We start from the raw sequence: 12,860 nt of genomic DNA on the forward strand, positions 1-12,860 counted from the left end.
GGGAGGACAGTATTCCCTGAAAGAGGCTTATCAGTATATGGAGAGTAAGGGTGTTAAGGGTACGGTTGGAGCTAATAACTTTAAATTTGGAGATAATGCTAAAAATCATTTGAAAAATGTTGAGAATATAAGCACTAAGAAAGGGGTTAGTGGTGGACATAACATGGATGAAATTTACAATATTTTTAAAAATAAGGGTGTTGATGTAGAAGACTTAATTACATATAAAAATCAAATTATTAAATTAAATGGATTTATGAGATAGAATCAAAATACCTAGAAAAGATATGGCTGGAAATATTGCAGAACCTGTTTCGTATAAAAATATTAAGGAGCCTAAAACGATATACGATCCAGCAATGATTAGTGATGATAAGATATATCAGTGGGGAAAAGAAGCAATGCAAAAGGGAACAATAAATGGTAGGCTTGTTGAAGGTACTGCTTCAAATGGATTGAAGTTCAGAGGTTATTTAAATGATACTGGGGAGATAACTAACTTTTCCCAATTCTAGACTGATATTATAAGATACAATATTTATAGGAGGATACAATGAATAGTAATTTTGAATTTATTGAAGATAAAGAGAAAAACGATGAATTGATGTCAATATATTTTAACTTTATAAACGGTAAGTACTTGGAAAGAGCTTTGAGTTTTTTTGTAAAAAAAAGAGGGGTTTGGACAAGAAATAGTATTTGTTCATTTTCAGTCTGATTTAGATGAATTTGATATGTCACAGCTACCTACACCTTTAGATGATAAGCATGTGTTAGTTGAATTAGATTCTCCAGCTGTGGAGTCTGAACAACAAGTGTATTTGGACTTTGAAAATTTTTATAATTATTTGGAAGAACATGTGAAAAAAGAAGTGGAAAAAAATCCAGAAAGAAATGGATTAATGGATTTATTAGTACAAGTTAAGAGTAGCTTAAATTTGTAATATCTTATAGCCGTTTTACTAGATTTGAAGGGAAGAAAAATAACTTTTTGAAGAACGCGTTTTTATTAGGATTTTATTATATTTCAATAAGGAAGATTGTCTGATATTGAATAAGTAAAGAGGAAGTTATAGATGAAGAAGACTCAACAAAAGAGACCTCATATTTGAGATCTCTTTTGTTGAGTGTATTGAAAAAATCCCTAATTAAAAATTAGCGTGAGATAACAACTATAAGCGTACGGGTGAATTGAGGAAGCTAGATAACGTTGCGCGAATTGATGAAATTGAAATAAACTTTAATTATAAAACTAAATTCGATTCAGAGAAATTTGCAAGACAGTTAAAGGATTAAGAAAAAGGTATGAATGAATTAACTGTATATGAGTACCAGAAAAATCGAGAGCATTTTATTGATAAAGGTAGAGCAATAGAAGGAAATGCATCTCAACAAGCTGAAAGGGAAAACAATTAAGCAAAAAACAAAAGAACTTAGAAGAGAAGGGCTATCTAGAGAAGAAGCTGAAATAAATGCTAAAAAATGGATGAAGACACAAGCAGCTCTTCATAATCCTGATCAAGTAGCTGGTGGAAATCATTTGAAAATTGGAGGCATGGCGGAAGGTATAGTAAAAATGCACCTGGTAAACCTGTTAATCCAAACTATTTAGAAGAATTTTAATGGAAAGGAGAATAATAGATGAGTAAAATGGCAATTAAAATAAGCTCTAATGGTTTATTTAGTAAATGTGTAGTACCATTAAGAAAGTACACCGGTTTAGGAATTACAGAGATAAAAAATAAAATTGAAAACAAAGATTTTTTTGCCGAAACAGATGCAAATGATATTGATGATATGGAAAATTTAAAGGAATTAGTTGATAACTTGTTGAAGTTAGGTGCGGAAGTGAAAATGTTTGATAGCGATGAATACGGTGAGGGAATTTTCGATTACCAAGAAATTTCTTACGGCGAATTTATAAATAATATTGACCGGTTAAAAGAAATTATGGAAGAATTACAGGATTACGATGATGCTTTGTCTGACGAAGGATAATAAAAAGGTTTCTCATCAAATTTTAATATAGCCCTTGACAGTTATAAATATAACCGATATACTTCATATTAATTTCAAAAGAAAATATATTCTAAATATTAAAATGCATTGAATAGGAGTAGTAAGGTCATGTATTTGTACAGAGAGCTATGGGTTGGTGCGACATAGTCAAATGACATCCTGAACTCGCCTAGGAGCAGTAAGGTGGAACGGAATCACATTCTTAGTAAATCTTAACGGTTAACCTTCGATATTAGGTTTGTAATCAAACGATTACTACTAAGGTGGATTCATAATGGAATCAATAAGGGTGGTACCGCGTTAAGTAAATGGCTTAGCGTCTCTTTATATAGAGACGTTGAGCCATTTTTTTATTTTATGGAAATAGAAATGGAGGGTTTATTCGGATAGGTATATAAAATTTATTCATTTATATAAAAGGATTTAATTAGGAGGAAAATAAGATGAAACAGACGGAGCAATGGACTTCGAAATTAGGTTTTATTATGGCAGCAGCAGGATCAGCAATTGGACTTGGCGCAATATGGAAGTTTCCTTATATTGCTGGAAAGAGCGGGGGAGGAGCATTCTTTTTAATCTTTATATTATTTACTGTATTAATTGGATTACCGCTACTTATAGCTGAATTTATGATTGGACGCAGTACACAGAAACAAGCAGTTGGAGCATTTAAAAGTATCGCACCAAATACAGGATGGCACTGGATTGGGCGTCTTGGGGTTGGGACTTGTTTTATATTACTTTCATTTTATAGTGTTGTAGGTGGATGGGTACTAATTTATTTATTCAGAGGAGTAACTGGACAACTTATTACTCCGGGACAAAATTACGGTTCGTTATTTACTGAAACAATTGGAAATCCGGTTTGGGCTATTACTGGACATTTCGCTTTTATGTTCATTACGATATGGGTTGTATCAAAAGGTGTACAAAACGGAATTGAAAAAGCAAGTAAATATATGCTACCAGCATTGTTCGTTTTATTTGTCGCCCTTATTATTCGTTCATTAACACTGGATAATGCAATGCAAGGTGTGAAGTTTTTCTTACAACCAGATTTCTCAAAGATTACTTCAGAAAGTATTTTGTTTGCAATGGGCCAATCATTCTTTGCGATTAGCATAGGGATTTCGATTATGGTTACGTATAGTTCGTATTTAAATAAAAAAGAAAGTTTACCAAAATCAGCAGTTACAATTGTCGGATTGAATTTATTCGTATCTTTATTTGCAGGTCTTGCTATATTTCCAGCAGTATTTTCATTAGGAATGGAGCCGACAGAGGGGCCGGGCTTACTATTTATTGTATTGCCATCTGTATTTAGCCAAATTCCATTCGGAGGATTGTTCTTAACTGTATTTCTTGCGCTATTTACATTTGCCACATTAACCTCGGCATTTTCTCTACTAGAGACGGTTGTTTCAGCATTAGCAAATGGTGAACAAGAAAGAAGAGCTAAACTTTCATGGATCATCGGTTTCTGTATTTTCTTAGTAGGTATACCATCTGCCTTATCATTTGGAGTATGGAGTGATATTACGATTTTTGGGAAGAATATTTTTGATGCAGTAGACTTCTTATCTAGTAATATATTAATGCCGCTTGGAGCGCTATTCATTAGTATTTTCGTATCATTCAAGATGGAAAAGAAAGTGCTAGAAGCTGAATTTTTTGTAGGTGGAAATTACGGAAAGATAGTATTTACGATCTGGGTATTTTTACTTCGATTTATAGCACCACTTGCGATAGTTATCGTATTTTTAAATGTAATAGGGATTATTTAAGTTTAAATGTTATAATATTCAGTAAAAAAAGAAGGTGATAATCATAAAGAAGAATTTGATTGAAGTTGGGAAATATATGATCATTAGAGGAAAAAAGCTATACGTTGAAACACATGGAAGTCCTAAAAATAAACCAGTATTATTTTTACACGGTGGTCCAGGTGAAAGTTGTTATGATTTTTCATTTCATCAAGCAGAGCGATTAAAAGATTCCTTATATGTAATTATGATAGATCAAAGAGGCGTTTGTCGATCAGAAGGAATTACTGAGGAAGAATCTTTTGGATTAAATGATTTAGTTGAAGACTGTGAGGAAATAAGAAAACTACTACAAATTGAGAAATGGTCTATAATTGGACATTCTTTCGGTGGATATTTAGCATTGTTATATGCAAGGGCGTATCCAAATTCAATAGAGAAAATAATATTCGAAGGGCCGACTTTCGATTTTTCATTAACAAGTAGAGCTTTATTACAAAAGACAGGAACGTTATTAAAAAAGTATGGAAAAGAAGCGGCAGCAGAAGAGTGCCTAGCTTATGCATCTAGTAATGCTAGTTCAGAAGAGTTGTTAGAAGCTTATATAAGATTAAGCGCTGAATTAGAAGAAAAAAGAATGGAGATTTACAATTATAAAAAAGATGAGACAGACGATAGTTTATATAGTGATGAAGAGTGGGAAGTATTTTCAAATCGCTCTAAAATCCATTTCGATAGATTAAAATCAGAGGGAGCATGTCATATATCACTGTTATCAAAAATAAAAGAAGTAAAGAATCCAATGTTATTAATTGTAGGAAAACACGATGTAGTAACCTGTGAAAAACAAATTGAAATATTTAATAATGATGCTTCAAATGGGAAGTATATTGTATTCGGAGAAAGTGGTCATTCACCGCATTATGAAGAAGCAGAGAGATTCGCAGAAACAATCATTCATTTTTTGAAATAAAAAAGAAAGGTGCTTCTAATAATGAGAAGCACCCTTTTTAAATTTCGGGATAAGTGATAGTAATGTTAGGCCATTTGCTTTGCCAATTTTTTTTATTAACCCTATTTTTATACATATGTATTCGTTCTTTCGTTTCAAGAAAATGAGGTGTAGGTTTCACTTGTAATGAAAGTAAATCTTCTATTCCGCACGGGGATGTTAATATGACTTTGTTTTGCTCGTCCAAAGAAACACCAAGAGCGGTTGCTGTTTCAGGAAATTTAGAAATAGCATCAACAGAAGAAGAGTATGGCGGTATTCCATTCACTACATGCATGCGAGTTTGATTTTTTACTGACCAAGGGATAGAGGCATCCAGATTCGTCAGCTTCTGTTCTAATGATTGTTCGTATACCTCATCTTTACGTAATGGATCAAAATAAATGACATCGACGTCGGGGGTAGCTGTTCGCACTTCGTAGTTATGTAAAGAATCCCAAATTTTAGAGCGGACAAATCCAGCGCAAACCCACCAATCGGGTAGCTCTAGTGATTTTGCCATTTGTAATACATTCATCATCCATTCGTCGTTTTCTATTAAGTGAATTACATCTTGCTCTGTTTTTATATTCATTGATAAATACACCTTCCTAGTAGATTAATGCATCAGCTCAATAATCCATAAAATCCAGTAAGCACCTGGTACAAATAAAAGTTGTGCTAATAATGTGCCGAGAAGTCTAGAAATCATTAGCCAACCATACATTTTACTCATTGCTTCAGCACCCTTTTCTGATTGTAAAGCTCTTTCTGTTAAAAGAGCAATGCGTGGATCGAGTAGCACTGTTAATAAAATGGTAGCAAAACCATTAACCAGACCAGAAGCTGTACTTGCATTTGTTGCGTAATCTGGGTTTAAAAAGGAAGCGTAAAGGGCTGAAAGTACCCCCGCTGTATAAATTGCAGTAGCAAACATGTTAATAAGCATAATACGCTTTGGGATACCACCGATCCTCATTCGATGAATCATTTCGAATTTGGGGAAGCGTACATATTTTTTTGTGTACTTTAATTTTTGAATGTTATTCGTCTTCATCATTCGAATGAATGAACCATCTGTTTCAAAGTTTTGAATGACGTATCCAAATATCTTTGTCAAAGTTGGATAGAGTATAATCGCGAGCAATGTACCGACAGAAGCAGATAATAGAACGAGCCGTATAATATGCTCTAAATCAATAGAAGAATCTAGTTTTGCTTCATCGACAATACCACCGATTAAAAAGGCTTGTAGTAAGTTAGATGTTCTTGAAATAAGCAGTACCATTCCTACGACGGATAAGGCAACGGCAATCTTTTTTAAACGTACCCCAGCTAATCGAATACTATAAGAGCTAGTTTCAACCGCGTGGATAACAATTGTGAAAGCCATTATAAAAATTAATGTAATTGACATTTGATTCACCAGTTTCTATTAAATTAAGTATAACTTTTTCACTTTATCATATCTTTTGTGATTTTGTAACTGAAAGTATAAGGGTTAGAAAAAACAATTTTCTGAAAAGTTAAATGGTGATAGTATAGTAAAGGGGGTAAGTAGGAGAATGGCTTTAATGGGGTACATATAAAATCAGTGGGGGAATTAAGTGTGTATAAAACATTTCTATTTGATTTAGATGGAACATTAACGGATCCGAAAGAAGGGATTATAAATTCTGTTCTATACGCGTTAGAAAAAATCGGGATTGAAGAAGTAAATATAAGCGAGCTAGATTCATTTATCGGCCCACCAATACAACAATCTTTTGTAGATAGATATAATATGAACGAAATAGAAGTAGAACGAGCAGTGTTTTACTTTCGGGAATATTTAAAGCAAAGTGGTTTATTAGAGAATAAAGTATACGATGGAATTACAACCCTATTGCAAGAATTAAAGGATGCTGGCAATCGTTTGTTTGTAGCAACATCAAAACCTACTGTATTTGCGAAACAAGTAATAGAGCACTTTCAGTTAACAACTTTTTTTGAAGAGATTGTGGGGAGTAATTTAGATGGGACAAGAATAAAAAAGGAAGAAATAATTGCTCATATTTTACAAACAAATGAAGAACTTAAAAAAGAAGAAATGGTGATGATTGGTGATAGAAAGCATGACGTAATCGGTGCGAACAGTAACGGAATTGCTTCAATAGGTGTATTGTATGGATATGGTAGTGAGATTGAATTGAGTGATGCTGGGGCGATTCATATAGTGAAAGATGTCGAAGAATTACAAAGCGTTTGTATAGAGAATAGTACGATAAAACTATAGAAATAGAACCTAGAAATCCCTTTATAACATATGACGATGAAATCGTTTTTGTTTAAAGGGATTTTACATATGTAATCGAATACTATAATTAGACAATTTTAGCATGAAAAATTTGTAATAAAGTGAAACTTTGATCAGTGGAGGTTTTGTCCATCCTCTACAAATTATCAGCCCTCACCAATCGGGATTTTACGGGCAGTTGATCTCAAGCCTAGCTTCCGCGCATTTGCTGAATTTTAAGGCGGGAGTCTTACTGCCCGCAAATAGCGGGATAAAAAGAGGAGGAATGTCATGAAATAAAATGATTTGAAATCCCGGTAAAAGTTTGTTGTTAAAAGATTGAATATTCAGTTTAAAAGGAGGGTTATAATTGGAGCTAGTTATTATTTTATTAGCACTTAGTTTACTCATGTTTGTAGCATATAAAGGATTTTCTGTAATATTATTCGCACCGATTTTTGCATTATTTGCGGTATTTTTGACAGAGCCTAGTTTTGTATTACCTTTCTTTTCAAATATTTTCATGGAGAAAATGGTAGGATTTATTAAATTATATTTCCCTGTGTTTTTACTTGGAGCAATATTTGGGAAAGTAGTAGAAATGTCAGGGATCGCGGACTCGATTGCAAAGATAATTATAGAGTTAGTTGGTGAAAAGCGTACGATATTAGCGATTGTATTAATGGGTGCTATTTTAACGTATAGTGGTGTTAGTGTTTATGTAGTAGTGTTTGCTGTATATCCGTTCGCAGCTAAGTTGTTTCGACAAGCGGATATTCCAAAGCGTCTAATCCCTGGAACGATTGTTCTTGGAGCAGTAACGTATACAATGGATGCGCTACCTGGATCACCACAAATTCAAAACGTAATACCTACAACCTTTTTTAAAACGGACATTTATGCTGCGCCGATACTTGGTATTGTAGGGGCAATTTTTGTTCTTACATTAGGTTTACTATATTTAGAGAGTAGACGTAAGAAGGCAAAAGAAGCAGGTGAAGGATATTTTGGGTTTAGCGATGGGAATACTGAAATGGCAGCTTCTTTGCAAGTAGAGCAAAAAGATATGCCATTACTTAAAAGTATTGAAATCACAAGAGTACAACAAGTGATTGCTTTTATACCACTTATTTTAGTAGGTGTAATGAATAAAGTGTTTACTATTATGATACCGAAGTGGTATCCGAATGGTTTTGATTTTTCTGCAATTGGTATGAAAGCATTTGGAAAAGTAGAATTAAGTGCAGTAGTTGGAATCTGGTCAGTAGAATTGGCACTTATTATAGGTATTTTAACAACGTTATTATTATATTGGAAACGAGTAGTAACAGGATTCCAAGCTGGATTGAATACAAGTATTGGTGGAGCGCTACTTGCAACAATGAACACAGGAGCTGAGTTTGGGTTTGGTGGTGTTATTGCCGCACTTCCTGGCTTTGCGATAATGAGAGATGGCATCTCTGCAACGTTTACTAACCCATTAGTGAATGGGGCAGTAACGACGAATATTTTAGCTGGAATTACAGGTTCAGCATCAGGCGGAATGGGAATTGTGTTAAGTGCGATGGGGGATAAATTTATTGCTGCAGCAACGCAATATAACATTCCATTAGAAGTTATGCACCGCATTGTATCAATGGCGTCAGGTGGAATGGATACATTGCCGCATAATGGTGCAATTATTACAATATTGACGGTAACGGGATTAACACATAAGCAATCATATAAAGATATTTTTGCTATTACAGTTTTGAAAACATTTGCTGTATTTGTAGTTATCGCATTCTATACTTTAACAGGAATCTATTAATAAGAGTTAACATACGAAAAGAAAAGATTTATCCTAATTAATATTTTATATAATAAAATATTAATTAGGATAAGAAGGGGTGGAGTACTTGCAAGAAGTTGCTGAATTTCGTATGCCGAAGTCTGTATTATATGGAAGAAATTCGCTTGAAAAACTAGGGGAGCAATCAAAGAAGTTAGGGAAAAGGGCTTTTATTGTGAGTGATACAATTATGGAGAAATTGGGGTATGTTGAAAGTTGTATTAAGCAATTAAATGCGAAAGGGATTACTGTTAGTACATATAATAAAGTGAACGCTGAGCCTACAAATATACACGTATTAGAAGCTTTATCTATTTGTAAAGAAGGAAAATGTGATTTTATTATCGGTATCGGCGGAGGAAGTTGTATTGATGTTGCGAAAGCAATTGCAGTGTTATATACAAATGGTGCGGAAATTGAAGATTACGTACAAAAGGATGTTGAAATAGAAAAAGATCCGCTACCGCTTATCGCAATTCCAACAACTTCTGGTACTGGATCGGAAGTAACAAGTGTAGTAGTAATTACGAATAAAAAAACGGATGTAAAAATGATGATAAAGCATCCGAATTTCACCCCACAAGTAGCGATTATTGACCCGATTTTAACACGTTCGTTACCACCTTATATTACTGCAGCAACAGGGGTAGATGCATTATGTCATGCAATTGAAGCTTATTTTTCTAAAGTTTCACAACCTCTTACAGATGTTCTTGCTCTGTCGGCTATTGAAAGCATTATGAAATATTTACGAATCGCATATGAAGATGGAGATAATATGGAAGCAAGAGAAGCAATGATGATTGCTTCATTGCAAGCTGGCATCGCTTTTTCAAATGCATCAGTTACATTAGTGCATGGTATGTCTCGTCCAGTGGGAGCATTATTCCATGTACCACATGGAATATCGAATGCAATACTATTACCTACAGTTTTAGAATATACAAAAGCGAAAGCGGTAAGAAGGTTAGCTGACATAGGACATAACTTAAACAAAGATTTGTATTCTCATTCTGATGAAGAAGTAGCCAACTATACGATTGCTGAAATTAAGAAACTTTGCTTTGATCTTCGTATTCCTAATTTAAGAGAATATGGAATTGGAGAAGTTGAATTTGAAAATGCTATTTCTAAAATGGCGAAAGATGCAATTGCAAGTGGTAGCCCAAGCAATAACCCTAGAGTTCCATCATATGAAGAAATAAAAGAATTGTATCGCAAGTGTTTTGATTATCAATATGAGTCTACTTCAAGAGATGTTTTCTGAATATTCTATAATTATTTCCGTGGAAATGAATAATATTTCTATACATTCGATCGCAATATTAAGGATGGGGATTTGATTTATTATAGTAGTGAAACATTATTTATTATGTATAAATTACAGTATGAATTGTCTGTTTGAAAATATTAATTTAAAGGAGAATATGATGAAATTAATAGGTCTTATTGGCGGAATGAGCTGGGAGTCATCTACTGAGTATTACAAAATAATAAATGAAGAAGTTAAAATGAGATTAGGTGGATTACATTCAGCGAGATGTCTACTTTACAGTGTTGACTTTGAAGAAATTGAGCGATATCAATCTGAAGGGGATTGGGATAAAGCGGGAGAAGTATTGGGAAATGCAGCTTCTTCTTTGGAGAAGGGTGGTGCTGATTTTATAATATTTTGTACAAATACAATGCATAAAGTTATTAAGCATATAAAAAATAGAATCAGTATCCCAATATTACATATTGCTGATGCAACAGCGAAGGAAATAAAACAGCAGGGAATTCAATCAGTTGGTCTACTTGGGACAAAATACACGATGGAGCAGGATTTCTATAAATTACGTATAGAGGAAAATGATATAAAAGTAATCGTACCAACAGAAGAAGATAGAGAGACAGTAAATAAAATAATATATAACGAATTATGCTTAGGAAAAATAAACCAACAATCAAGAGAATATTTTAAAAGTGTAATGGAAGATTTAGTACAAAGAGGAGCAAAAGGCATAATATTAGGGTGTACAGAAATAGGACTATTAGTAAAACAGGAAGATTCATTAGTTCCTTTATTTGATACAGCACGCATACACGCAATTGAAGCTGTGAATATGTCTTTAGAAAGTAAAGATAATTTTATTATGTAAACAATGACCATGTGAGTGGAAAACATTCAGAAAATATTTTATAATGTAAGTGGTTACATTCAAGGGGGGATGCGGATGTTTTCAGTTCAACCAATCGCATTTGTACATAATGAAAGAAAGGAAATAAAAGATGATGAGTGGGGAGATGTAAGATCCTGTATTACTTTAACTGATATGTATACAGAGGAAAGTATACAAGGGATTGAAGACTTTTCCCATATTGAAGTTATTTTCTATTTTCATAAAGTAACAGATGAACAAATTCAATATTCTGCTAGACACCCTAGAAATAATAGTAATTACCCAAAAGTAGGGATTTTGGCACAGCGTGGAAAAAATCGTCCGAACCGAATAGGAGCGACAATTGTTAAAGTGATAAGAAGAGATGGAAAAACAATCGTTGTTGAAGGATTAGATGCAATTGACGGTACACCTATATTGGATATTAAGCCTGTTATGAAAGAATTTATACCGAGAGAAGAAATAAAGCAGCCTGAATGGGCAACGGATATTATGAAACAATATTGGAAGGGGAATAAAGTAAAATGAGAATATATGAGGCAACAATTGCAGATTTAGATGGACTAGCATCGGTTTTTAATAATTATCGCGTATTTTATCGACAAGATTCCGATATTGAAGGAGCAAAAGGATTTTTACGAAATCGAATCGAGAGAAAAGAATCCATTATTTTCGTGGCAGTTGAAGATGGAGAATATATCGGGTTCACGCAACTATATCCATCATTTTCTTCTATTTCGATGAAAGAGCTATGGATTTTAAATGATCTGTTTGTACAAAAGGCGAAGCGCGGAGCAGGAACAGGTAAAAAATTATTAGAAGCCGCTAAAGAATTTGCATTAGAAAATGGTGCGAAAGGTGTAAAATTACAAACGGAGATTGATAATTTATCAGCACAGCGATTATACGCTGAAAATGGTTATTTGAGAGATAATCGTTATTTCCATTATGAATTAACTTTTTGAAATATACATAGTTAAATGAGACGTTTTTACTCTGTAAAATAAAGAATGATTAATGGTTCTCTTTCCTTACTAAGAGTAAAGAACTTATATAATGTTACACATTATATAAGTATTGGTACATTACTTAATGAAAGTGATGTACTTTTTTAATTTTACAGACCTCTACATGGCCTCATTTACAACAACAACACATCCTCATGAAAAGCACATTTACAGCACCAATTACTTTTAGGTATAATAAGAACATGTTTTATTTTTGAATTTTCAATCTAATTTGAGGTGGTTAGATGAAAGTATATACAGTGAAAGAGATGGCGACCGCTTTAGGGAAACACGAAGAAACCATTAAGCGCTGGCTACGCTCTGGCAAGTTTCCGAACGCATTTCGCAATAGCGACAAGCAAGGATGGAAGATTCCTGAAAGTGACCTTGTATATATTAAGCACGGAATAGGATTTGTAAAAGAAGATTCTCGAAAAAGTCCCTCAGTTGCACAACAAGAAGTTGATGAATGGAATTTAGTAAAATTAGCATATGAGGCAGTCACCTTGATATCTCCTACGGAGGAAATTTTTACTATTCTGTCTGATGTTGGGATTAAACGAACCTTAGAAATTCTACTGATTATGCAACAATCCGCTACAAAAGTAAAAAACCCTGACGGGTTTATTAAGAAAGCCATTCGAGAGAATTGGAGTCCAACGACTGTTCCTGTCAAATTATCAAAGAAGCAAAGTAAACGTATCTACGACCTTACCCAACAGGATTACGAGGCAATGTGGAATCAGAAAAAGCATGAATTTCAATCCAAAGTACCTCTTTTCAATTGGTTGGAAGAATGATTTGCTTAGTTC

At 33.7% G+C, this 12,860-nt stretch carries 13 protein-coding genes, 3 pseudogenes and 1 other annotated feature; of the genes and pseudogenes, 14 read left to right on the forward strand and 2 right to left on the reverse strand.

The features are described from left to right. The 7 genes and pseudogenes from BAU23_RS31005 to BAU23_RS08165 all read left to right on the forward strand — a co-directional run. Window positions 1-265, forward strand: a pseudogene (locus tag BAU23_RS31005) (CdiA family toxin C-terminal domain-containing protein); the annotation flags it as partial. A 22-nt stretch (window positions 266-287) separates the two neighbouring features. Next, window positions 288-515, forward strand: coding sequence for a CdiA family toxin C-terminal domain-containing protein (locus BAU23_RS31010; RefSeq protein WP_071734040.1), 228 nt, complete (start codon window positions 288-290; stop codon window positions 513-515). Window positions 516-553: 38 nt separating this feature from the next. Then, a pseudogene (locus BAU23_RS08145) lies at window positions 554-944 on the forward strand (hypothetical protein). Window positions 945-1,305: 361 nt separating this feature from the next. Then, window positions 1,306-1,612: pseudogene (locus tag BAU23_RS29700) on the forward strand (polymorphic toxin type 15 domain-containing protein). Window positions 1,613-1,641: 29 nt separating this feature from the next. Beyond that, window positions 1,642-1,998 (forward strand): hypothetical protein, encoded by a 357-nt coding sequence (locus BAU23_RS08155; protein ID WP_029438100.1) that lies wholly within the window; start codon window positions 1,642-1,644, stop codon window positions 1,996-1,998. Between the two features lie 99 nt (window positions 1,999-2,097). Continuing rightward, window positions 2,098-2,346, forward strand: a binding site (T-box leader). 116 nt (window positions 2,347-2,462) lie between these two features. Next, window positions 2,463-3,803, forward strand: a complete 1,341-nt coding sequence (locus BAU23_RS08160) for a sodium-dependent transporter (protein ID WP_071734042.1) — start codon at window positions 2,463-2,465, stop codon at window positions 3,801-3,803. Window positions 3,804-3,879: 76 nt separating this feature from the next. Further along, window positions 3,880-4,755 carry an alpha/beta fold hydrolase gene (locus BAU23_RS08165; RefSeq protein WP_071734113.1) on the forward strand — a complete coding sequence of 292 codons (876 nt, stop codon included), beginning with the start codon at window positions 3,880-3,882 and terminating at the stop codon, window positions 4,753-4,755. Window positions 4,756-4,792: 37 nt separating this feature from the next. Here the strand turns inward: BAU23_RS08165 and BAU23_RS08170 are convergent, their stop codons facing one another. Together BAU23_RS08170 and BAU23_RS08175 are read right to left on the reverse strand one after the other, a co-directional pair. Continuing rightward, window positions 4,793-5,368 carry a nucleotidyltransferase family protein gene (locus BAU23_RS08170; RefSeq protein ID WP_071734044.1) on the reverse strand — a complete coding sequence of 192 codons (576 nt, stop codon included), beginning with the start codon at window positions 5,366-5,368 and terminating at the stop codon, window positions 4,793-4,795. 24 nt (window positions 5,369-5,392) lie between these two features. Then, on the reverse strand, window positions 5,393-6,190 hold the full coding sequence (locus BAU23_RS08175; RefSeq protein WP_000028913.1) for a lipid II flippase Amj family protein: 798 nt from the start codon (window positions 6,188-6,190) through the stop codon (window positions 5,393-5,395). 192 nt (window positions 6,191-6,382) lie between these two features. On the opposite strand from BAU23_RS08175, the gene BAU23_RS08180 reads away from it, so the two are divergent. The 7 genes from BAU23_RS08180 to BAU23_RS08215 all read left to right on the forward strand — a co-directional run bounded on the left by BAU23_RS08180 (window position 6,383) and on the right by BAU23_RS08215 (window position 12,848). Then, on the forward strand, window positions 6,383-7,048 hold the full coding sequence (locus tag BAU23_RS08180) for an HAD family hydrolase (protein WP_071734046.1): 666 nt from the start codon (window positions 6,383-6,385) through the stop codon (window positions 7,046-7,048). A 370-nt stretch (window positions 7,049-7,418) separates the two neighbouring features. Beyond that, window positions 7,419-8,858 (forward strand): GntP family permease, encoded by a 1,440-nt coding sequence (locus BAU23_RS08190; protein WP_071734050.1) that lies wholly within the window; start codon window positions 7,419-7,421, stop codon window positions 8,856-8,858. A gap of 88 nt (window positions 8,859-8,946) precedes the next feature. Continuing rightward, window positions 8,947-10,146 carry an iron-containing alcohol dehydrogenase gene (locus BAU23_RS08195; protein WP_071734052.1) on the forward strand — a complete coding sequence of 400 codons (1,200 nt, stop codon included), beginning with the start codon at window positions 8,947-8,949 and terminating at the stop codon, window positions 10,144-10,146. Between the two features lie 163 nt (window positions 10,147-10,309). Then, window positions 10,310-11,020 carry an aspartate/glutamate racemase family protein gene (locus BAU23_RS08200; RefSeq protein ID WP_071734054.1) on the forward strand — a complete coding sequence of 237 codons (711 nt, stop codon included), beginning with the start codon at window positions 10,310-10,312 and terminating at the stop codon, window positions 11,018-11,020. Between the two features lie 75 nt (window positions 11,021-11,095). Continuing rightward, complete coding sequence (locus BAU23_RS08205) at window positions 11,096-11,569, forward strand: SAM-dependent methyltransferase (RefSeq protein ID WP_000493231.1); 474 nt, start codon at window positions 11,096-11,098, stop codon at window positions 11,567-11,569. Then, a complete protein-coding gene (locus BAU23_RS08210; protein ID WP_071734056.1) occupies window positions 11,566-12,006 on the forward strand; it encodes a GNAT family N-acetyltransferase in 441 nt (146 codons plus the stop codon). Before BAU23_RS08205 ends, BAU23_RS08210 begins: the two co-directional genes overlap by 4 nt. A gap of 287 nt (window positions 12,007-12,293) precedes the next feature. Then, window positions 12,294-12,848, forward strand: coding sequence for a helix-turn-helix domain-containing protein (locus BAU23_RS08215; protein WP_071734058.1), 555 nt, complete (start codon window positions 12,294-12,296; stop codon window positions 12,846-12,848). Window positions 12,849-12,860 lie beyond the last annotated feature (12 nt).

The organism is Bacillus nitratireducens, assembly GCF_001884135.1.
Classification (GTDB): domain Bacteria; phylum Bacillota; class Bacilli; order Bacillales; family Bacillaceae_G; genus Bacillus_A; species Bacillus_A nitratireducens.